The organism is Nocardioides palaemonis (assembly GCF_018275325.1).
In the GTDB taxonomy this organism is placed as follows: domain Bacteria; phylum Actinomycetota; class Actinomycetes; order Propionibacteriales; family Nocardioidaceae; genus Nocardioides; species Nocardioides palaemonis.
The window spans coordinates 1,041,192-1,061,477 of record NZ_JAGVQR010000001.1 but is presented as its reverse complement, the minus strand read 5'-3'; the positions used below and the strand labels follow the sequence as shown (position 1 = coordinate 1,061,477).

At 73.8% G+C, this 20,286-nt stretch carries 19 protein-coding genes, 1 other RNA gene and 1 riboswitch; of the genes, 7 read left to right on the top strand and 13 right to left on the bottom strand.

Annotated elements, in window-relative coordinates; translation table 11 throughout:
• Positions 1–20: 20 nt before the first annotated feature.
• Together KDN32_RS05115 and KDN32_RS05110 are read right to left on the bottom strand one after the other, a co-directional pair.
• Positions 21–2,024, bottom strand: coding sequence for a cutinase family protein (locus KDN32_RS05115; protein WP_211730997.1), 2,004 nt, complete (start codon positions 2,022–2,024; stop codon positions 21–23).
• Between the two features lie 146 nt (positions 2,025–2,170).
• Entirely contained in the window at positions 2,171–2,725 is a 555-nt protein-coding gene (locus KDN32_RS05110) for a YqgE/AlgH family protein (protein ID WP_249216361.1), read from the bottom strand.
• A 130-nt stretch (positions 2,726–2,855) separates the two neighbouring features.
• Here KDN32_RS05110 and KDN32_RS05105 point away from each other — a divergent pair, with 130 nt between their 5' ends.
• Positions 2,856–4,223: a calcium-binding protein gene (locus KDN32_RS05105; RefSeq protein ID WP_211730995.1), complete on the top strand. Its 1,368-nt coding sequence runs from the start codon at positions 2,856–2,858 to the stop codon at positions 4,221–4,223.
• 57 nt (positions 4,224–4,280) lie between these two features.
• Positions 4,281–4,925, top strand: a complete 645-nt coding sequence (locus KDN32_RS05100) for a TetR/AcrR family transcriptional regulator (RefSeq protein ID WP_211730994.1) — start codon at positions 4,281–4,283, stop codon at positions 4,923–4,925.
• Here the strand turns inward: KDN32_RS05100 and KDN32_RS05095 are convergent.
• The 3 genes from KDN32_RS05095 to KDN32_RS05085 all read right to left on the bottom strand — a co-directional run bounded on the left by KDN32_RS05095 (position 4,915) and on the right by KDN32_RS05085 (position 7,753).
• Positions 4,915–5,922: a DUF3048 domain-containing protein gene (locus tag KDN32_RS05095; protein WP_211730993.1), complete on the bottom strand. Its 1,008-nt coding sequence runs from the start codon at positions 5,920–5,922 to the stop codon at positions 4,915–4,917. The two genes, KDN32_RS05100 and KDN32_RS05095, sit on opposite strands and share 11 nt — an antisense overlap.
• Positions 5,923–6,026: 104 nt before the next feature.
• The gene (locus KDN32_RS05090; RefSeq protein WP_211730992.1) at positions 6,027–6,617 is read right to left on the bottom strand and encodes a C40 family peptidase; all 591 of its coding nucleotides are present in this window, start codon (positions 6,615–6,617) and stop codon (positions 6,027–6,029) included.
• Between the two features lie 2 nt (positions 6,618–6,619).
• A riboswitch (cyclic di-AMP (ydaO/yuaA leader) is annotated at positions 6,620–6,781 on the bottom strand.
• Positions 6,782–6,985: 204 nt separating this feature from the next.
• Positions 6,986–7,753, bottom strand: a complete 768-nt coding sequence (locus KDN32_RS05085; RefSeq protein WP_211730991.1) for an SDR family NAD(P)-dependent oxidoreductase — start codon at positions 7,751–7,753, stop codon at positions 6,986–6,988.
• Positions 7,754–7,828: 75 nt separating this feature from the next.
• On the opposite strand from KDN32_RS05085, the gene KDN32_RS05080 reads away from it, so the two are divergent.
• Positions 7,829–8,926 carry a phosphatase PAP2 family protein gene (locus KDN32_RS05080; RefSeq protein WP_211730990.1) on the top strand — a complete coding sequence of 366 codons (1,098 nt, stop codon included), beginning with the start codon at positions 7,829–7,831 and terminating at the stop codon, positions 8,924–8,926.
• A 7-nt stretch (positions 8,927–8,933) separates the two neighbouring features.
• Here the strand turns inward: KDN32_RS05080 and KDN32_RS05075 are convergent, their stop codons facing one another.
• Positions 8,934–9,344 carry an HIT family protein gene (locus KDN32_RS05075; protein WP_307853725.1) on the bottom strand — a complete coding sequence of 137 codons (411 nt, stop codon included), beginning with the start codon at positions 9,342–9,344 and terminating at the stop codon, positions 8,934–8,936.
• A gap of 31 nt (positions 9,345–9,375) precedes the next feature.
• On the opposite strand from KDN32_RS05075, the gene KDN32_RS05070 reads away from it, so the two are divergent.
• Positions 9,376–10,734, top strand: a complete 1,359-nt coding sequence (locus KDN32_RS05070) for a hypothetical protein (protein WP_211730988.1) — start codon at positions 9,376–9,378, stop codon at positions 10,732–10,734.
• 41 nt (positions 10,735–10,775) lie between these two features.
• Positions 10,776–11,648 carry a cobalamin-binding protein gene (locus tag KDN32_RS05065; protein ID WP_211730987.1) on the top strand — a complete coding sequence of 291 codons (873 nt, stop codon included), beginning with the start codon at positions 10,776–10,778 and terminating at the stop codon, positions 11,646–11,648.
• 6 nt (positions 11,649–11,654) lie between these two features.
• On the opposite strand, the gene KDN32_RS05060 is transcribed toward KDN32_RS05065, so the two are convergent.
• Complete coding sequence (locus KDN32_RS05060) at positions 11,655–12,335, bottom strand: nitroreductase (RefSeq protein WP_211730986.1); 681 nt, start codon at positions 12,333–12,335, stop codon at positions 11,655–11,657.
• A 77-nt stretch (positions 12,336–12,412) separates the two neighbouring features.
• Between KDN32_RS05060 and KDN32_RS05055 the strand changes: the two genes are divergently transcribed.
• Both KDN32_RS05055 and KDN32_RS05050 read left to right on the top strand, forming a co-directional pair.
• Positions 12,413–13,624, top strand: a complete 1,212-nt coding sequence (locus KDN32_RS05055) for a glycoside hydrolase family 6 protein (RefSeq protein WP_211730985.1) — start codon at positions 12,413–12,415, stop codon at positions 13,622–13,624.
• 64 nt (positions 13,625–13,688) lie between these two features.
• Complete coding sequence (locus KDN32_RS05050; RefSeq protein ID WP_211730984.1) at positions 13,689–14,393, top strand: transporter substrate-binding domain-containing protein; 705 nt, start codon at positions 13,689–13,691, stop codon at positions 14,391–14,393.
• 270 nt (positions 14,394–14,663) lie between these two features.
• On the opposite strand, the gene ssrA is transcribed toward KDN32_RS05050, so the two are convergent.
• From ssrA to KDN32_RS05020, 6 genes are all read right to left on the bottom strand, one after another.
• Positions 14,664–15,033: a transfer-messenger RNA gene (gene ssrA, locus KDN32_RS05045) on the bottom strand.
• A gap of 217 nt (positions 15,034–15,250) precedes the next feature.
• Entirely contained in the window at positions 15,251–15,790 is a 540-nt protein-coding gene (locus tag KDN32_RS05040; protein ID WP_211730983.1) for a hypothetical protein, read from the bottom strand.
• 1 nt (position 15,791) lies between these two features.
• Entirely contained in the window at positions 15,792–17,090 is a 1,299-nt protein-coding gene (locus KDN32_RS05035; RefSeq protein WP_211730982.1) for a hemolysin family protein, read from the bottom strand.
• A gap of 38 nt (positions 17,091–17,128) precedes the next feature.
• The gene (locus KDN32_RS05030; protein ID WP_211730981.1) at positions 17,129–18,043 is read right to left on the bottom strand and encodes an ROK family protein; all 915 of its coding nucleotides are present in this window, start codon (positions 18,041–18,043) and stop codon (positions 17,129–17,131) included.
• On the bottom strand, positions 18,040–19,440 hold the full coding sequence (locus tag KDN32_RS05025; protein ID WP_307853722.1) for a glycoside hydrolase family 3 N-terminal domain-containing protein: 1,401 nt from the start codon (positions 19,438–19,440) through the stop codon (positions 18,040–18,042). The genes KDN32_RS05030 and KDN32_RS05025 overlap by 4 nt, the downstream gene beginning before the upstream one ends.
• 5 nt (positions 19,441–19,445) lie before the next feature.
• The gene (locus KDN32_RS05020; protein ID WP_211730979.1) at positions 19,446–20,285 is read right to left on the bottom strand and encodes a carbohydrate ABC transporter permease; all 840 of its coding nucleotides are present in this window, start codon (positions 20,283–20,285) and stop codon (positions 19,446–19,448) included.
• Position 20,286: the final 1 nt, after the last annotated feature.

Sequence of the window (20,286 nt, the reverse complement as noted above, 5' to 3'; positions counted from 1 at the left end):
GACACGTCATCGCGGTGCCGTCAGCGTGGGACCTGCCACAGGTAGACCTGGCTGTCCTCCGGCCGTACGCCCGGAAGCAGGTCGACCGCGTCGGAGGTGTAGGCCAGCACTCCCCCGTCACCGCTCAGCGCGGCCGCCCCCGGGGCGGTACGCCGACCCGCGCCGTCGCGGGGTGCACGGACGAACGCGTCCCGGCTCGCCGTGCCGTCGGTCCGCGTCACCTGCAGCTGCCACCTCCGGCTGTCGCCGGTGTACCAGACGCCGTCGGCGCTCACGCCCGGGACGAACTGCATGCCCCGGTCGAGGACGGTCGAGCGGGCGATGTCGACGACCATCGACCCGCGGGTCAGGTCGATGACGTCGACCGAGGCCGCGAGGGTGCGACCACCGGCGCTGAGCTCGGCCCAGAAGATGCCGGCGTTGGCCGACTGCGGGACCACCGGGCCGGACACGCCGGTCGCCAGGTCACGCAGGTAGACCTCGCGGCCGAAGCCTCCACCGAGGGCCGCGACCGCGCCGTCGGGCGACGACGCCGTGAAGTCGGTGTCGACGGGGAAGGTCTGCGTCGTGCCTTCCAGCCTGTTCCAGCGCCACACGGCCGGGGTGCGGATCCCCACGTCGACGAAGGAGCCGTCGCCGGCGAGCGAGGCCGGGAGCCGGACGCCGCTGCTCGGCGAGAACCCCGGGACCGGGACGAGCGTCGTGGTGGCGGCCTGCCGGTCGCGCACGTAGAGAGCGCCGCCCGCGCGCAGGAGCACCACGCGACCGTCGGCGGAGACGTCCAGCGGCACGGCGTCACCCAGGACGTCGCCCCCGGGCCCGACGCCGACGACCTCGGCGCGACCGGTCGCCGCGTCCCACGCGTAGGCCACCGTCGAGGAGGCCTCGCGCAGCGCGCCCGAGACGTCGGTGTCGACGAGGTTGGTCGCGCGCGACGCGAAGACGACGGTCCGCCCGTCGGCGGCCACGTGCACGTCGCTGGACGGTCCGTCGGCCGGGCGTCCGTCGAGGCCGGCGGTCACCAGGGTCGTTCCTGCCGGGGCCGCCTGCTGGCGGACGTCGAACCGCACCTTCACCCGGCGGGTGAGCGCCGGTGCGACACGCGTCGACCGCACGCGGAGCACCGCGACGTGCCGGCCCTCGGGGAGGGTGCCGGTCAGCCGGCCCTTCCGCAGGCGCAGGCCCTTCGGGAGCCGGTCGGCGGAGGCGATCCGAGGCGCGGACCACGCCCCGAACAGGCCGGTGGCACGGACCCGGACGCGCGTGCTGCCCGGCGCGACCGCGTACGGCGCGCTCACCGTGCGCGCGGTCGGGAGCTCGTCCAGCGCACGCGACAGGGTGGTGCCCGGGTCCTGTGAGCGGAAGTCGTCCAGGTCGTCCTGGTCGTACTGGAGGTGACCGGCCACGTCGGCGGCGCCCCTCGACGGGCGGCACACCGGGTCGGCGCTCGCGCACCACGACCGCACCAGTCCTGCGCGGATCGACCAGTGCGGCACCCGCAGCTGCGGTCCGTCGCCGACCAGCACCCCGCGGACACCGCTGCCGCCGACCTGCTCGCCCTCCTTCTCACGGCTGAACGGGTCACCGAAGAGCAGGACCGCGCCCACCCTCCGCACGGTGCGCGCGTCGCGCTTCACCGAGAGCGACCGCAGGGCCTTCCGGGCCGCGACCGCCCCGTCGGAGTAGCCCCCGACGACGAGCAGGGAGTCGGGGCAGGTGCGCGAGAGCGTCCGCAACCGGGCCACCATCGTGCGGGCTCGCCGCTGGTAGCCGGCGAGGTACGGCGCCTCCAGCCCGCGCCGTTCGAGCTGCCGGAACCGGGCGGCCGTCAGGTCCGACTTCGTCCCTCCGACCTCGACGGTCCGCACCGCGGGCGACCCGGGCAGCAGGGAGGCCGCGTCGTGGAGGGCGAACGACGGCCCGCCTCCGGCCCACACCTGCACGACGTCGGCGCACCGCTGCGGCTTCGCGTCCGTCGCGGCCCCCGCGGACCCAGCGGTCGTGACCGCCAGCCCGGCTGCCACCGTCACCCCTGCCAGCAGCGCTGCCGGCCCCCGCCATCCTCGTCGTCGCACCCTTGTGCCCCCGTCCTCGGTCAGCGGACACGCTCGTGCCCGCGCAGGACAGACGCACGCCGCCGGAGAAAAGTTGTCAGGGAGATCCTGCCCGGTCAGTTCAGGTCGGGGTCGACCGGGCGGTTGAGGTGCCAGGCGAGGCTGCCGGGCTGGCGTCGCATCACCGAGCGCCACAGGTCGGTGGTGTCCACCACGAACGCGTCGTCGAGGTCGCAGTCGACGACGTACCAGTCGCCGCGCTCCACCTCGCCCTCGAGCTGGTGGGCGCCCCACCCGGCGTAGCCGGCGAAGACCCGCATCGCGGACAGCGAGCCGTCGACGAGCTCGGTGGGGGTGTCGAGGTCGATCATGCCGAGCAGCCCGCGGACCGGGCGCCAGCCCACCGGAGCGTCGCGCACGTCGCGCAGCCGACCCACCGCGAGCGCCCCGTCGAGACCGACCGGGCCACCACGGAAGAGCACCTCCGGCTCCGCGACGACGTCGCGCCAGGGCTCGAGCACGTCGGCGACCAGCACCTGCGAGGGCCGGTTGAGCACCACGCCGAGGGCACCCTCCTCGTTGACGTCGAGGAGCAGCACGACGGTGTCGGCGAAGTTGGGGTCCTGCAGCGCGGGCGCAGCCAGGAGCAGGAGTCCGGCGGCTGGCTGCATGCGGTCCACCATGGCACGTCGCCCGCGCCCACACATCCCGCGTCGCACCCCGAGGAGTGGGACGTGACGCAACTTTCCACCGCGGTGGGACGTCCCCTCCCCGACACACGATCTCGGAGGAGAGAACACCATGCGTACGACGACCCGGGCCGCCGCACTCGCGCTGGCCACGACCTGGGCGCTCACCATCGCCCCCGCTGCACCGTCCACGGCCGCGGCGCCGACCTGCGACGGACTGACCGCCACCATCGTGGCGTCGGAGCCGACCGGCTACCCCGCCCCGTGGACGCTCGGCACGGAGGGCGACGACGTGATCGTCGGCACCGACGGCTGGGACCGGATCGACGGCCTGGGCGGCAACGACGTCATCTGCGGCCTCGACGGCAGCGACCACATCATCGGTGGAGCCGGGGACGACCGGCTCTTCGGCGGCCTCACCGACTACGAGGCCGACGACGACTACGCCGGCGACCTGGTGGAGCCGGGTCCGGGCGACGACTACGTCGACCTCGGCTTCGACCTCGGCCCCGACGACATCTGGTACGGCGACTTCGTCAACACCGACACCGTGTCCTACGCCAACGCCCCCGGCCCGGTGACGGTCGACCTCGGTGCCCTCACCGCCACCGGCGAGGGCACCGACACCTTCGCGCCCACGCCGGCCGGGAAGTACACCGGCGTGACCGGCAGCCCGTTCGACGACGTGCTCACCGGCGGACCCGCCGACGACCAGATCCTCGGCGGGGGTGGTGACGACGTCATCACCGGCGGCGAGGGCGACGACCTGCTCGACGGCGACGCGTCGCCGACCTGGCTCAACCGCACCAACCCGCGGCGCGTGGCCGGCGACGACCGCGTGTCGGGCGGTCCGGGCGAGGACTCGCTCGACGGCGGGCTCGGCGCGGACGTGCTGGCCGGGGACGAGGGCGACGACTACCTCGCGTCCTCGAAGGACGCCGCCGGCACCAGCCTCGCCGGCGGCGCCGGTGACGACTACCTGAGCGCGGGGCCGGGAGTCTCGGCGCGCGGCGGGTCCGGCGACGACACCCTCCGCGCCTCGATCGGGCGGGGCACGCCGGCGCGGAAGGCCATGACGGTCGCCGGCGGCGCCGGCCGCGACAACCTGACCCTCGACTCATACGTCTCCGGCAAGGTCACCTACGACGTGGCGATCTCGGTGCCGAAGCGTCGCGTCGACGTCGGTGGCAAGCGGTTCGCCAAGCTCACCGGCACCGAGGAGTTCCTCGTCGAGGGCAACGACGGGCGCGGGACGATCCGGTTCACCGGCGGCAAGCTCCCCGAGCGGTTCGCCGTGAAGTGGCTGATGAAGCCCACCGTCCGCGCCTTCGGCGGCGGCGGGGCCGACGTGCTCATCGGCAGCGACGGCGGGGCCGACGTGCTCGACGGCGGCCCGGGCAAGGACCGGCTCGACGGCAAGCGCGGCCGGGACCGCTGCCTGCGCGGCGAGCAGCTGAAGAGCTGCGAGCTGCGTCGCTGACACCCGCCCCTGCCCTCGTCGGGTGCCGGGGTGACGCAGGTCACCTAGGGTGGGCCGATGGACGTACGGGGGCAGGGGTCGTCGGCGACGAGGACCTCGCTCGTCGACGCCGCGGAGGCGCTGTTCGTCGAGCACGGCTACGCGGCCACCTCCCTGGACGCGATCGTGGCCGGCGCCGACGTCACCAAGGGGGCGCTCTACCACCACTTCAGCGGCAAGCAGGCGATCTTCGAGGCCGCCCTCGACCGGGTGGAGGAGCGTGCGGCGGTGGCCGTGCGCCAGGCCGCCGCGGCGCCCGGCGACCCGTGGACGGGGGCCGCGGCCGGGCTCCGCGCCTTCCTCGACGTGGTGCGCGAGCCGGGCTACCGCCAGCTCGTCGTCGCCGACGGCCCCGCGGTGCTCGGGCACGAGCGGTTCCGCGAGCGCGAGGAGACGTCGACCTACGCCGTGGTGGACGAGATCGTCCGGTCGGTGCTCGACTCGGACACCTGGGACCTCGACGACGCGATGCTGGCCACCTTCGCCCGGATCTTCTTCGGCGCCCTGTCGGCGGCCGGCGGAGCCGTCGCGGCCAGTGACGACGCGGCGTCGGCCGCGGACCGCGCGGAGCGGGCGATCGAGGCGGTGCTGACCGGGCTGCGCGAGCTCCTGGAGGCCGGTCGCGGCCCCCGGGAGCCCGGTGCCGCGCCGGCTACTTCGTGAACGTGACGTCGCCGTTGACGGCCGGCACGAGCTCGACCCAGGTGTGACCGGCCGGGACGGTGAGCTCGCCCTTCTTCGTGCTGAGCTCGATCTGGCCGGTCAGGCCGTCCTTGGACCAGGTGCCCCGGACCACGCGCCCGCCGTGGAACAGCAGCGCGGTGCCGGTGCCCTCGAACTTGGTCTCCGGGACGGGGTAGCCGGCGGGGTCCTTGTAGCCCGCGTCGCCCACCTTGACCCGGAGCACCAGCACCGACGTCGCCGGGAACTGGTCGCCCTGCGCGGCGTAGGAGTCGGTGTTGACGTAGCGGCCGTTCTGGAACTGCCACGACGTGGTGTGCGCACCGAAGTCGGCGGTGAGGCTGCTGGCCTTGCCGCCCTTGGGCAGGTCGGCCTCGGTGCCCCACGGCAGGTACGCCGGCGGCTCGTCGTCGGCCTTGAGGCGCTTGGAGATGTCGGCGAGGTGGGCGAAGAGGTTGTAGGGCGCCGAGCGCGTGTTGTCGCGGTAGACGCCGGCCGCACCCTCGGTGATCCACGGGATGCCGGCACCGTTGATCCGGTTGATGGTCACCTGCGCGGCGCCGCTGGTCACGACGGTCGCACCCTGGGGCACGATGCCGATGTCGCTGGCCCGCATCGAGCGGACCGGGCCGATGTCGGCCGGGACCTTGGAGTAGTAGAAGGCCGCCAGGCGGGTGTAGCCGCCCTCGACGAGCTCCTCCACGACCAGGTCGGCCGACCCGAGGCCGACCTGCGGCGCGCTGGAGGAGGTGTTGTCGACCTTGGTCACGATCACGGGGTGCTTCGGGGCCTTGCCCTTGCGCTCGAGGCCGGTCAGCGGCCAGTAGACGGGCTCCGGCGGCGCCGACGCCTGCGACGTCGTGGGCTCGGAGGACGCGGGGTCATCCGGGGCCTCGTCGTCGCTGCCCCCGCCACACCCGGCGAGCAGCAGCGAGGCCGCGGCGAGCGCGGCGACGGACACGGTGAGGCGGTGACGCACGGGTGACTCCGATCGGACGGGGGTGGTGCTCAGCAGCAAGTGTGCGGGCGCGCCTCCCCCGCGGGGGAAGGCGCGCCACACAGTAGAGGAGTGCGACAAGCGTCTCAGCGTCGGCGCAGCGTGCCGCCGAACCACTGGGACGTCCACGGCACCGCGACCTGGACCCGCTGGCCCGAGCCCGGCGCGTGCAGCATCACGGCGTGGCCGTGCGACCAGCGCAGGAAGATCGCCGCGTGGTAGACCCCGCCGCTGCCGTAGAAGAACATCAGGTCGCCGGCGCGCATGTCCTGCTTCGCGACGCGACGGGTGAACCCCGCCTGGGCGGCCGAGGTCCGCGGGACGGGGAACCCGGCGCGGCGATAGCTGTAGTAGACGAGGCCGGAGCAGTCGAAGGAGCCCGGGCCGCTGGCGCCGTAGGCGTACCAGTCGCCGCGCTGGCGCATCGCGGTGTCCCGCGCGCCGAGCACCCGGTCGTTGACCCGCCGGGCCGCCCGTCGCGCCTGCTTGCGCTTGCGCTCCTTGGCGGTCTGCTTCGCGACGGCGGTGGCGCCGGTGCTGGTGGTGCTCGTGGTGGTGCTGCCGGTCGGCGAGCCGCCGGCCGCGGTGGCCGCCGGGGCGGCGAGCATCGAGGCGCCGAGCCCGGCGCCGGCGAGGGCGAGCGCGCAGGCTCGCGCCGTGCGAGAAGTCGCAGGCATGGAGGTGTCCTTTCCCACGCCTGTGAGGTGAGCTGTCGGGCTGGAGCTGGAAGGTGCTCCGCCACCGAGGTGGCTGCGCCCCGAGCCGACGGCACACGCAGTCGCGTGCGCGCCGGCAGTGGAACCTGTGGGTCCCCCACTCCTGCCCTCGGTGTTCTCGGGGGTGCGTCCCGGCCGGGCAGGACTCGGCGTAGTCCGGGACGGTTCAGTTGTCGTGCGGTCGACGCCAGCAGGCGGGCCCGAGCCGGCCTGGGGATCCTCGACGGCCCACCACGCTGGCACACGGGCCCGACCGCCGCAAAACCGGCCCCGGCACGACGACGGCCCCGGACCCGCGTGGTCGCGGGTCCGGGGCCGTGAGGTTCGTCTCAGCCGAGCTTGCGGCCGCCGTCGACGTAGAGCGTCTGACCGGTGACGAAGGAGGCCTCGTCGCTGCACAGGAACGCCGCCGCGGCGGCGATGTCCTCGGGCTGGCCGACGCGGCGCACCGGCGTGGCCTCGGCGTTGAGCCGCTGCAGCTCCTCGGGCTCCATCTTCAGCCGGCGCGCGGTGGCGTCGGTCATCTCGGTGGCGATGAAGCCGGGCGCGATCGCGTTGGCGGTGATGCCGAACGGGCCGAGCTCGATGCCGAGGGTGCGGGTGAGGCCCTGGATGCCCATCTTGGCCGCGGAGTAGTTGGCCTGGCCGCGGTTGCCCAGCGCGGAGACGCTGGAGAGGTTGAGGATCTTGCCGTACTTCTGCTCCACGAACCGCGACTGCGCGGCCTTGGTCATGTTGAACACGCCCTTGAGGTGGACGTTCATGACCAGGTCCCAGTCGTCCTCGGTCATCTTGAACAGCAGGTTGTCGCGCGTGATCCCGGCGTTGTTGACCAGGACGTGGATGCCGCCCAGCTCGTCGACGACGCGCTGGACCGCGGCCTCCGCGGCGGCGGCGTCGACGACGTCGCAGGCGATCCCGACGGCGCGGGCGCCGTCGCTGAGCTCGAGGCGGCCCGCGGCGTCCTGGGCGGCGGCCTCGTCGAGGTCGAGGACCGCGATCGACGCGCCCTCGCTCGCGAACCGCTGCGCGATGCCGAAGCCGATGCCCCGCGCTGCTCCGGTGATGACGGCGACGCGCCCGTCGAAACGACCCATCTGGACTCCTGAGTTCTGGGGGTGTTGAGGACGTCGCCGAGGCTACCCACCCGCCGGAGTGGGTACGGTGCCGGGATGGGGAGGCGTGAGTTCCGGGCCGCCGCGGTCGTCGCGGCCCTCATGGCGGTCGCGGCGCTGCTGGTGGCGTGGACGCACCACCTGCCGGTGCGCGACCCGGACGGGGCGTCGCTGCCGACGTGGTTCCGGCTGCCGACGATCGTCGGCTCGGCGATCCTGCTCGACGTCCTTGCGCGGTGGGCGCTGCTGCGCCGGCGCCCGGGGCCGGACGGCCGACCGTCCCTGCTGACGGTCGCCCGCGAGCGGTGGACGCGTGACCAGCTCGCGTTCACGGTCAGCGGGCTGCTCACCTGGTACGTCGCCTACGTCGCGTTCCGCAACCTCAAGAGCTACGTCCCGTTCGTCACCGACCGGCTCGCCGATCCCGCGCTCGCCCGGTTCGACCACGCGATGTGGCTCGGGCACGACCCGGCGGTCGTCCTGCACCACGTCCTCGGCACGGGCGTGGCCAACTGGGTGTGCGCCGCCGTCTACCTGATCTGGATCGGGCTCGTCCCGGCCAGCCTGGCGATCGCCCTGGTCTGGACGCGGCGCTCGACCGCCGGCGCGTGGTACGTCACCGCGATCTCGGTCGACTGGATGCTGGGGGCCGCCCTCTACTACGCCGTCCCGTCGCTCGGGCCGACGTACGCCCGGCCCGAGTGGTTCGCCTCGCTCCCCCACACGCCCAACACCTCGGTGCGCGACGCGCTGCTCGCCGACCGGGTGCAGGTGCTCTCCGGCCCCTGGGACACCCATGCCGTGCAGACCATCGCCGCCTTCGCGTCGCTGCACGTCGCGGTCATGGTGACGATCTGCCTGATGACCGAGGTCATGCGCCTGCCTCGCGCCGTCCGGGTCGCGGCGTGGACGTTCCTGGCGCTCACCGTCCTGGCCACCGTCTACCTCGGCTGGCACTACGTCGCCGACGTGCTCGCGGGCTTCGCGGTCGGCACCGCGGCGTTCGTCATCGCGGCGGTCGCGACCGGCAACCCGCTGCAGCGTCGCGAGCGGCCGTGGACCTTCCGCGGGGCGCTCGACCTCGCCCCGGTCGCGGCCGCACCCGTCCCGGCGTCCCACGACGACGACCCCGACGCCGTCGGGTCCCGGGGCTGAGCGTCCCTCAGGCGAGCGCGGCGCGGAGCCTCTCGGCGTACGCCTCGGGCTCGCCGTCGGCGTACTTCGTGCGGGGCCAGAAGAAGCCGCGCAGGCCGTCGCCCTTGGTGCGCGGCACGACGTGGAGGTGGAGGTGGGGCACCGACTGGCTGACGGTGTTGTTGATCGCCACGAACGAGCCCTGCGCGCCGAGGCCGTCCTTGACGGCGACCGCCAGCCGCTGCGCGGCCTCGAGGAAGCCGTCGCGCAGCTCGGCCGGGAGGTCCGGCAGCGTCTCGACGTGCTCACGCGGCACCAGCAGGACGTGGCCCTTGAACACCGGCCGGGTGTCGAGGAACGCCACCAGGTCGTCGGTCTCGAGCACGACGTGCCCGGGCAGGTCGCCGGCGACGATCCGGCAGAAGACGCAGTCGCTCACCTGTGGGATCCTGCCACTGGAAGGGACACGCATGGCTGGCAGCAGGTCATCACTGGTCACCGCCACCGCGGTGGCAGCCGTGCTCCTCGCGCCGCTGACCGCGACCACCCCGGTCGCCACTGCAATCACGGCCACCGCTGCACCGCGCACCACCGTCGTCCGACTCGTCGAGTACGGCGACAAGGCCGTCGTCGTCCCGAAGGGCCGCAAGGGCGTGGTGCGCTTCCGCGGCCACCGGGGCGACCTGGTCACCCTCGACGGCGTGCGCCCGGCACGGACGCGCCTCCTCCGCTCGGGCACCCGCCTGAGGTCCCCGTGGGACGACAGCGCCCTGTTCCGGCTGCCGCGCACCGGGACCTACGCGTTTCACGTCGGCGTCCAGCGCCACCAGGTGCAGGTGGTGACCCTCGTCAAGGCTCGCGTGCACCGGCTGCCGGTCGACGGGGCCGCCGTCCGCACGCCGAAGGAGCGCCGTGGCTACATCGACCTCGGCGCCGTCCGCATCGGCGCGGGTGAGCGCGTGACCGTGGACACCGGCCGCACCGAGCAGCTCGTCTACCAGGCCCGCGGCTCCTCCTGCTCCGCCTTCGGCGGCCCGCTCCTGCTGCGCACCGGCCACGACGTGCAGGTGGCCGACGACCTCGGCGGCATCGGCTGCGACGAGGTCCGCCGAGGCACCTCGCTCGTCCGGCTGCGGTCCGGACACCGCGCGACCGCGGCGAGCGCGGTCGAGGTCGCGGTCGACCCCGACGGCGCGCCGGTGACTCTCTCCGCGCCGCGCAAGGCGGCACGCGAGGTGGTGCTCACCTTCCCTGCGACGGTCGACGACTACGTCTACGTCGAGCACCAGGCAGGTGTGCCTCTCGTCAACCGCCTGAGCCGGCTCGACCGCTGGGGCAGGACCGCCACCCCGCTGCTCACGGACCTCGACCCCAGCGGGGCCGGGTTCGTCGCGCCGACGACCGGCCCGTCGGAGCTCTCGACCGTGACCTCCGCGATCGGCGGGTCCACGACCACGACCGTCCGTGTTCGCACGGGCGTCCGCGCCGCCGACCTGGTGCCCGACGGCGCCGCGGTCGACCTGACGCTCGACGGCTCGGGCACCCGGGTCTACTCCCTCGCCACCGGCAACGGCGTCCGGCTCGACGCGACCACGCGCGACCTCGACCCTGCCGAGTCATGGCGGGTGGAGGCCGGCCCGCTGCACCCCTACTTCTGCGGACCGGACCCCTCCGGTCCGCTGGGCTGCAGCGACAACGGGTTCGTCGCGCTCTCCGGCACGGAGCTCTCGGCCACCTCGGTGTTCACGCTGGTCGGGCCGGTCGCCCTGGCGACGCCCGCCGCCGGTACGGCAGGCACCGTCAGCATCAGGCTGCTGACGACCCGCTGACCGTTCGTGCACCCCGCAGCCCTCGCGCCTAGGCTCGCGGAGTGCGCATCGTCTCCCTGATCCCGTCGGCCACCGAGATCCTCTTCGCCGTCGGCGCGGGCGACGAGGTCGTGGGCGTCACCTTCGAGTGCGACCACCCGCCGGCCGCGCGGGAACGGCAGGTGGTGTCGACGTCGGCCATGCCGGAGGGACTGACGCCGAAGGAGATCGACGACTTCGTCGCCGCCGCGATGAACGCGGGCGAGGACCTCTACCGACTCGACGCCGGGGCGCTGGCCGACCTCGACGCCGACCTCGTCGTGACCCAGGACCTGTGCGCGGTCTGCGCGGTCGACGTGGACACCGTCGACGACGCGCTGGCGCACCTCGGCTGCCGCGCCGACGTCGCGACCCTCGACCCGCACACGCTGGCCGACGTGCTGGCCTCGGTCACCGAGATCGGCCGGCTGACCGGACGTGAGCGGCAGGCGGCCGACCTCGTCGCGTCACTGGAGGACCGGCTCGCGGCGGTCGAGGCGCGCGTCGCCGGCCGCGAGCGACCGCGCGTGCTGGTGCTGGAGTGGACCGACCCGCCGTTCACCCCCGGCCACTGGATCCCGGAGATGGTCGTCCGCGCGGGCGGCGAGCCGGCCCTCGGCACCGCCGGCGCCCGTTCCGGGCGCACCACCTGGGAGCAGGCGCGTGCCTCCGCCCCTGACGTCGTCGTGGTCGCGCCCTGCGGCTTCGGGCTCGACGCCAGCGCCGAGATGGCGGCGGGCGTACGCCACCACTTCCCCGACGTGCCGGTGTGGGCGGTCGACGCCGACGGGCAGTTCGCCCGGCCGGGTCCGCGCCTGGTCGACGGTGTCGAGGCGCTCGCCGCGGTGCTGCACCCGGACGCCGGCCTCGTGCCGGGCGCCGCGCGCGAGGTCTGACCCGGGTCAGTCGCGGTGCCAGGCCACCGCGTCCTCGAGGGCCGCGCGTGAGGTGCGGAAGCCGTTGACCGGGTGCTGCTCGTCGGCGTACCCGAAGGACACCCCGAAGACGACCAGCCGGTGGTCGGGAAGACCGAGGTGCTCGCGCACCAGCGAGGGGTACGCCGCGAGCGCGGCCTGCGGCGCGGCGGCGAGGCCGAGCGCCTGGGCGCCGAGCAGGAACGTCTGCAGCCAGAGCCCGCAGTCGATCGCGCCGTAGACGCCGAGGTCGGCCTCGGTGGTGACGATCGCGACGTGGGGTGCGTCGAAGAACTCGAAGTTGCGCAGGGTCTGCTCGAGGCGACGTGTGGTGTCGTCCTTGGCGATCCCAACGCTGTCGTAGAGCTGGTGGCCGCACTCCCGGCGACGGTGGCGGTAGGCACCCGCGTAGGTCGGCGGGAACGGGAAGTCCGGCTGCTGCGGCTGCGACATCACGTGCTCGGCGAGCGCGGCTCGGAACCGGCCGGTGGCCGGTCCGCTGACGACGTCGACCCGCCACGGCTGGGTGTTGCACCACGACGGGGTGCGCTGCGCGGTCGCGAGCAACCGCTCCACCACGTCGTCCGGCACCGGGTCGGGACGGAACTGGCGGCAGGTGTGGCGCTCGTCCAGCAGGCGGGCCAGCGTCTCGTACGACTCGGTGGTCACGGGGCCATCCTGTCGCTCGCAGCGAAATCCCCGAAACGCCTGCGGCCCCGCGCGGGCTCACGGACGATGGAACGACCATGCACCTCGCACCGCTCGTCCGCGTCCTGGCCTCGGCCGCACTGCTGGTGACCCCGACCGCGGTCGCGGCGACGACGGCCGTCTCCCCTGCCACGGCCGTCGCGCCCGACCGCGAGGTCGCGCCACTCGCACCCGCCGCCCAGGTCCGGGCCCGGGCCTCCCAGCCGGTGTGGACCGCGCCGGTGCGCGCCCACTCCCAGAACCCGACCAACCCGCTCGCGGGCCGGCTCTGGGGCGTCTACGAGGGGCCGCAGGACCAGGTGTGGCGCCCCTTCACCGAGGCCACCGGCAAGGTCCGCGAGGCGCTGGCGACGATCGCCGAGCGACCACGCACCAAGTGGTACGGCGCGTTCGTGCCCGACACGTCGATCCGCCAGACGGTCACCGACTACGTCGCGTCGTCGCAGGACGGCAACCCGGAGACGCTCGCGCAGATGGCGGTCTTCCGGATGGTGCCGTGGGAGGGCGAGGCCTGCACCCGCCCCACCACCCCTGCCGAGGCCGCGAGCTATCGCACGTGGATCACCGAGCTCGCCGCCGGCATCGGCAGCGCGCACACGCTGGTGGTCATGCAGCCCGACGGGCCGTTCCTGCTGTGCGCGCCCGACCGCGCCGCCAAGTCCGAGCTGCTCACCTGGGCCACCCAGACGCTCAGCGCCTTGCCCAACACCAGCGTCTACATCGACGCCGGCGCGGCCGACTGGTGCGAGAACGGCACCCGCCAGGAGTCGTCGAGCTGCGCGAAGATCCTCGAGCTCTCCGGCATCGAGTACGCCCGCGGCTTCGCGCTGGACTCCACGCACTACACCGGCCCGGTCGAGAACATCGACCGCGGCACCGAGATCCTCGAGATCCTGCGCGCCGACGGCTACGGCGACAAGCACTTCATCGTCGACACCGCGAAGTCCGGTCGCCCCACCATGTGGCCCGACATCGTCCCGGCGACGAAGAAGGACCTCAAGAACAACGCCCGCACCTGCTCGACGCGGAAGATGAAGCGCTGCGTCACCCTCGGCATCCCGCCCACCCCGCGCCCGGCCGACCCGCAGTGGGGGCTCCCCGCGAAGCAGCGCAAGATCGCGGCGAAGTACGTCGACGGGTTCGTCTGGTTCGGCCGGCCGTGGCTGTTCAACCAGGCCGACCCGTTCGTCGCCCAGCGCGCCCTCGACATGGTCCGCACGACGCCGTGGACGGCGACCGGCCCCCGCTGAGCCCTACCCGGTGGTCGAGGAGGTCGCGCAGCGACCGCCACGAGACCCCTGCCACGATGACCGGGTGACCCTCCGCGACCTCGCCCCCACCGGCACCCTCCGCGCCTCGATCAACCTCGGCAACCCGGTGCTCGCCCAGGGCACGGCGGGCGCCCCGTCCGGCGTCACGGTCGACCTCGCCCGCGAGCTCGCTGCGCGGATCGGGGTGCCGGTCGAGCTGCTGTGCTTCGACGCCGCGCGCGACTCCTTCGCCGCGATCGAGGACGGCCGCGCCGACGTCTGCTTCCTCGCCGTCGACCCGGCGCGTGCCGAGTCGGTCGCCTTCTCCGCGCCGTACGGCGTGATCGAGGGCGTCTACGTGGTCCCTGACGACTCCCCGCTGACGGCCGCCGACGACGTGGACCGGCCTGGTGTCCGCGTGGGCGTGAAGAAGGGCTCGGCCTACGACCTGTTCCTCACCCGCACGCTGGCGCACTCCGAGGTGGTGCGCGGCGCCGAGGGCACGACGGTCTTCCTCGACGAGGGGCTCGAGGTCGGCGCCGGCATCCGGCAGCCGGTGACCGACTTCGCCGCCGCACACCCGGGCACGCGGGTCCTCGAACCACGCTTCATGGAGATCCAGCAGGCGGTCGGCGTCCCGCGCTCGCGCAGCGCCGCCGCGGTCGACGCACTGCGCGCGTTCGTCGAGGACGTGAAGGCCAGCGGGTTCGTCGCGGAGTCGCTCGCCCGCTCGGGGCGTACGGACGCCTCGGTCGCCCCGCCGGCCTGAGCCACTCCGAGCACTGCCTGGGGAACCACCTGCAGGCCCGAACGACCTTCTCGCCTGCACCTGGTTCCCCGACGCGGACCATGGTCTCGAGGCTCGCTGCGCTCGCACCTCAACCACCGACGTCAGGCCGGGGCGCCGGGGTCTCGTGACGGTCGCTGCGCGACCTCCTCGACCAGCGAGGCGGAGCCGGCGGGGACGCACGAACGCCCCGGCGGGGGCCCGCCGGGGCGTCGTGTGGTGTCTCATGAGGGGTGCTGCTGGTGATGGTGCTGGTGGAGCTGCGGGGAATCGAACCCCGGTCCTCGAGCGCCGATCCAGGTCTTCTCCGGGTGCAGTCCGTGATGTCGCTTTTCTCGGCCCCGACGCTCGCGCGGACACGTCGTCGACAGGCTCAGTCAGGAAAAAGTCCCGGTCACCCCTCCTGACAGAGAGTGACCAGCAAGTCTCCTAGATGAGGCCTGGGTCCGGGACGGAGACGGATGCCCGGTCAGACCCTTCGATCACTGCTCAGGCAGCGAGAGCGAAGTCGTTGCGCTTGGAGTTGGCAACTATGGATTCCAGCGGACATTAACGAGATGACGCTGGCTTCTCGACCCGCTTCCCCTGGAACTAACGTCCCAAGTCGAAACCGATCAGCCCCTCTTGAGTTGTAGGTCGATCATACGTGCCAACGCCGCAGGCCGTCGCCCGCATTCCCGGTAGGAGGTGACACACCCCGTGCCGCCACCCGAGGCGACGCGAGTGCCGAGGTGACACGGCGTGTGTCGGAAACCGCCACGCCGGCGCCGCGGTGCTGGTGCACCCCGTGTCACGTCAGGCTCCGCCTCGCCACGGGACGCGGGCCGGACCGTGTCAGGTCAGCCGAGCGTCAGCCGCTCGTCGGTGACCACGGCGACCATCTCGTCCAGGCTGATGCCGAGGTCGAGCTCGCGCGGGTCGCCGGAGACGACGGCGCCGGCATAGCGCGCCACGACGTCCTCGCCGTCGCGGCGGTCGATCACGTAGACGACGCCGGGGTCCTCCTCGGGCTCCTCCTCCTGCCAGCCGAGGAGCAGCCGTCCGCCGGTCGGGTCGTCGCCCAGCTCGACGCACGCGTCGAAGAAGGACTCGTCGGCGCAGACCAGCGGACTGTCCGTCGTGGGCGCGACGGCGACCTCGAGGGAGTCGGTGCGGCCCACCACGAGCGTGGCGCCGTCGGCGTCGACCTCGAGCTCGCGGGTCATCACGTCCCACGGCTCGACGATCCGCGGCTCGCGGCCGAGGTGGTCGGCCACCACCTCGGCGTACGCGTCCAGCGACGGCGGTTCGCCGGCCTCCGGAGCCGCGGCGTCGTCGGACCCGCACCCGGCGAGCGCGAGCAGCACCCCCGCGCCGGCGAGCGTCCCGAGCCGCGACACCTCAGTCCTCGGCAGGCTGCTCGGCGTCGACCGGCTCGGGCGCCTGGTGCAGGCGCACCCGGGTGATCCGGTGGCCGTCGACCTCGGCGACCTCGAGCTGGTGGGCGTCCGCGGCGACCCGGTCGCCGACCTCGGCCATCCGCGCCAGCCCGTGCAGGACGTAGCCCGCGACCGTCTCGTAGGGACCGTCGACGAGCTCCACCCCGGAGCGGTCGGCGAAGTCCTCGATGCTGAGCCCGGCGTCGTACGTCTCGGGGTCGGCCGCGGCCTCGCGCTCGGCGTCACGGTCGTACTCGTCCTGGATCTCGCCGACCAGCTCCTCCATCAGGTCCTCGAGGGTGACGATGCCGTCGGTGCCGCCGTACTCGTCGACGACGAGCGCGATGTGGGCGCCCTGCTTGCGCAGCTGGTCCATCGACGGCAGGACCCGGTTGGTGCGCGGCAGCACCGGCAGGTCGCGGGTGAGGTCGGCGACGGTCCGCTCGCGGTCGTCGGCGTGGCCGAGGACGTCGCGCAGGTGGAGGTAGCCCAGGATCTCGTCGAAGCTCGCGCCGGTGACCGGGTAGCGGGTGTAGGGCTCGGACGCGATCACGGTGACGGCGTCCGCGAGGCTCAGGTCACCGCGGAGGAACACCACGTCGCCGCGCGGCTTCATCACCTCGCTGAGCGAGCGGTCGCCGGCGTCGAAGACGTCGTCGACGAGCTTGCGCTCGTCCTCCGGGATGTCCTCGTGGCCGGAGATCATCATCCGCAGCTCCTCCTCGTCGACCTCGTCGCCCGCGGCGTCGGGGTTGCCGCCGAGGAGACGCACGAGCGCGTTGGTGGACAGCGAGAGCAGCCAGATCACCGGCGTCATGATCCGCGCGAAGACGCCCAGCGGCGGCGCGAAGAGCTTGGAGACGCCGACCGAGCGCTGCAGCGCGAGCCGCTTCGGAACCAGCTCGCCCAGGACGAGGGAGAGGTATGACACGACGAGGGTCGTCACGACCAGGGACACGGTGTCGGGCGCCGGGACCCCGAGGGTCTCCCAGGCTCCCGCGAAGGACGGAGCGAGCGTCGAGGCGCCGAACGCCGCGGAGAAGAACCCCGCGACGGTGACGCCGATCTGCACCGCGGACAGGAACCGGTTGGGGTCGCGCGCGAGCGACGCGACCGCGTGACCGCGACCGCCCTCGGTGTCGAGGCGGTCGACCTGCCCGGCGCGCAGCGACACCAGCGCGATCTCGGTCGCGGCGAAGACACCACCCACGAGGATGAACGCGAGGACGAGCAGGACGTCGATCCAGGTACCGGCTTCCACGCGCACAACCTAGCGAGCGGCGCCGAACGGCGCCTTTTTCAGCGTCCGCGGATGGCGGCCCCGACAGCGGCGACGGGGAGCCTGGGCGGGACCATCACCAGCCGCTCGCCGAGCTCGAGCGAGGCCAGGAACGGCGAGTCCTCGCCCAGCCGGTCGAGCTGGCGGACCACGCCCTCGCGCAGCGGCTCGCCGACCTCGGCGACTCCCCCGCCGACGACGATCCGCTCGGGGTCGATGGTCAGGCCCAGCACCCGGACCGCGCTGGCGACGCCCCAGCAGTAGCGGTCGCGCACCGTGATCGCCTTTGCGTCGCCGGCCGTGGCCGCGGCGAACAGCGCGGCGGCGGCGTGACCCCGGACCGTCGGCCACGCCCGCGCGACGGCCCGCCCGGAGGCGACCGTCTCGAGGCAGCCGCGCTGGCCGCAGCCGCAGCGCTCGCCTGCCGGGTCGACCGGGACGTGCCCGATCTCGCCCGCGGCTCCATGGGCGCCGCGGCGCAGCCGGCCGTCGACGACCACGCCGGCGGCGAGCCCCGTGCCGAGGCTGAGGTAGACCACGTCGTCGACCCCGGTGAGCGCCTGGGCGGCGAGCGCTGCGGCGTTGACGTCGTTCTCCACCACGACCGGTACGCCGAGGCGCTCGGACAGCAGCTGGCGCAGCGGCAGGTCGTCGCCGTCGACGCCGAGGTTGACGGCGTGCCGCAGCACCCCGCGGCCGACGTCGACGAGGCCGGGCACACCGACGCCGAGCCGTCCGTCGAGCGCGAGGCCGGTCTCGGCGCGCAGCGCCTCGAACACGGCGTGGGCAGTGGCCAGCAGGCCCTCCGCGCCCGGCACGGTCTCCCGCCGCACCTGCGCGAGCACCGACCCGTCGGGCTCCACGACGACGCCGTGGGTCTTGGTGCCGCCGATGTCGAGCCCGACGGTGCGGTCGCCGGCGAGCGACGGGCTCATCGCGTCCACCCCGCCTCGCGCAGGACCGCCTCGACGGCGGCGACGGCGGGGGCCGACGAGCCGCGGGTGCAGATCCGCGGGAGGCCGACGTCGTACGCCCCGGGCCAGCCCCACTCGACCACGACCGCCGCGCGACCGGAGTCGGCCAGCGAGCGCAGCAGGTCGAGCACCTCGGGGCGACGCGCGGCGTCGCGCACCTGGACGACCAGCGGCCCGCCCTCCGGGAGCCCGTCGCCCGAGGCGTCGACCCGTGTGTCGGGGCGGATCCCCCACGCGACGTCGCCGACCGCGATGTTGGCGGTGGTCTCGACCGACACGACCGTCGCCCCGGCGAGGTCGGGCAGCGTGCCCTCGCGCACCAGGGAGGCGGCGACCGCCGCGACCTGCCGGTCGTGGTCGGGCAGGGCCGGCTGCGAGGTGGCGTCCACCCGCATCGCGCGGACCCGGCCCGCGGCCTCCGCGAGCCGGGGCGCGGGGAGCCGTCCGTCCGCGACGGCCGCCACCACCGCGTCACGGACCTCGTGGACCAGCGACGCGGGCTTGTCGGGCCCGATGCAGAGGAGGTCACACCCCGCGACCAGCGCCAGCACGGCGGCCTCGGGGATGCCGTGCTCGGCGGACGCCCCGGCCATGTCGAGCGCGTCGCTCACGACGACGCCGTCGAACTCCAGCACGTCGCGCAGCATCGCGAGCACGACCGGGCTGAGGGTGGCGGGGCGGTGCGGGTCGAGGGCCGGCACGACGATGTGGGAGGTCATCACCGCGGCGGTGCCGGCCTCGACGGAGGCGTCGAACGGCACCAGCTCGCGCGCGGCGAGGGTGTCGGCGTCGACGTCGACGCGGGGCAGGTCGAGGTGGCTGTCGACGGCGGTGTCGCCGTGGCCCGGGAAGTGCTTGGCACAGGCGGCCACGCCGGCCGACTGCACGCCACGGGTCCAGGCGGCGACGTGCTCGGCGACCCGGTGCGGCTCGGTGCCGAAGCTGCGGGTGCCGATGACCGGGTTGAGCGGGTCGCTGTTGACGTCGGCGTCGGGCGCGAGGTCGAGGGTGATCCCGAGCGCCGCGAGCTCGTGGCCCACCCAGCGGCCGACCGCCTCGGTCAGGTCGAGGTCGCCAGCGCCGCCGAGCGCGGCCGCGCCGAGCACCGGGCTCGGCTCGCGGGTGTGCAGCCGGCTGACGTCGCCACCCTCCTCGTCGACCGCGACCACGGCGAGCGGGTTGGCAGCGCGTACGGCCGCGGTGAGCGCCGCGGTCGCGGCGTGGCCGCCGGCGGTGTTGCTGCCGAAGAGGCACACCCCGCCGAGGCCCTGCTCCAGCAGGTCGCGGTAGTCGTCGGGCAGCGTGGTGCCCTCGAAGCCCGGCAGCAGCACCTGCAGCGCCAGCGTGCGTACGTCCACGGTGCTCACCCCTTCACCGCGCCGGACGTGAGGCCGCTGGCCATCCGGCCCTGGACGAGCAGGAAGAACACGATCACCGGCACCGCGATGAGCGTGGAGCCGGCCATGATGCCGCCCCAGTCGGTGCCGCGGTTGACGTCGGTGAAGGTCGACAGCCACAAGGGCAGCGTGCGGTGGTCCTCCCGGGTCATCACGACCAGCGCGAGCGTGAACTCGTTCCAGGCCTGGATGAAGCCGAAGACACCGGTGGCGACGAGGCCGGGGGCGAGCAGCGGGAAGGTGACCCGGAAGAACGCCTGGGTGCGGGTGCAGCCGTCCATCATCGCCGCCTCCTCGAGCTCGTAGGGCACGCCCTCGACGAAGCCGCGCAGGGTCCAGATGGTGAAGGGCAGCACGCCCGCGACGTAGACCAGGGTGAGGCCCACGACGGTGTTGAGCAGGTCCGCCGCCTCCAGCATCTTGTACTGGGAGATGAACAGGCCCTCGGCCGGGATCATCTGGATGACCAGCAGCGTCACGATGAACGGGACTCGGCCGCGGAAGCGGAAGCGCGACACCGCGACGGCGGCGACGAAGGCGAACGTCAGCGCCACCACCAGCGTCAGGCCGGTGACGACCAGGCTGGTCCGCATCGCGCTGAGGAACTGGTCGGTCTCGAAGACGGTGCGGAAGTTGTCGAGGTCGCCACCGAAGGGCACCCACGTCGGGACGGGGTTGCGGATCTGGTTGCGGTCGAGGAAGGAGCTGTTGACCATCCAGTAGACCGGGAAGGCGGCGAGCACGAAGGCCACGACGCCGACGGCGTTGGCCGACCAGCGGACCGGACGGGACGGGGTACGTGGCATG

Coding starts and splice junctions, on each gene's coding strand:
- KDN32_RS05110 (WP_249216361.1), bottom strand. CDS start 2,725: ATGCAGCCAGCCGCCGGACTCCTGCTCCTGGCTGCGCCCGCGCTGCAG.
- KDN32_RS05105 (WP_211730995.1), top strand. CDS start 2,856: ATGCGTACGACGACCCGGGCCGCCGCACTCGCGCTGGCCACGACCTGG.
- KDN32_RS05100 (WP_211730994.1), top strand. CDS start 4,281: ATGGACGTACGGGGGCAGGGGTCGTCGGCGACGAGGACCTCGCTCGTC.
- KDN32_RS05090 (WP_211730992.1), bottom strand. CDS start 6,617: ATGCCTGCGACTTCTCGCACGGCGCGAGCCTGCGCGCTCGCCCTCGCC.
- KDN32_RS05085 (WP_211730991.1), bottom strand. CDS start 7,753: ATGGGTCGTTTCGACGGGCGCGTCGCCGTCATCACCGGAGCAGCGCGG.
- KDN32_RS05080 (WP_211730990.1), top strand. CDS start 7,829: ATGGGGAGGCGTGAGTTCCGGGCCGCCGCGGTCGTCGCGGCCCTCATG.
- KDN32_RS05070 (WP_211730988.1), top strand. CDS start 9,376: ATGGCTGGCAGCAGGTCATCACTGGTCACCGCCACCGCGGTGGCAGCC.
- KDN32_RS05055 (WP_211730985.1), top strand. CDS start 12,413: ATGCACCTCGCACCGCTCGTCCGCGTCCTGGCCTCGGCCGCACTGCTG.
- KDN32_RS05030 (WP_211730981.1), bottom strand. CDS start 18,043: ATGAGCCCGTCGCTCGCCGGCGACCGCACCGTCGGGCTCGACATCGGC.
- KDN32_RS05020 (WP_211730979.1), bottom strand. CDS start 20,285: ATGCCACGTACCCCGTCCCGTCCGGTCCGCTGGTCGGCCAACGCCGTC.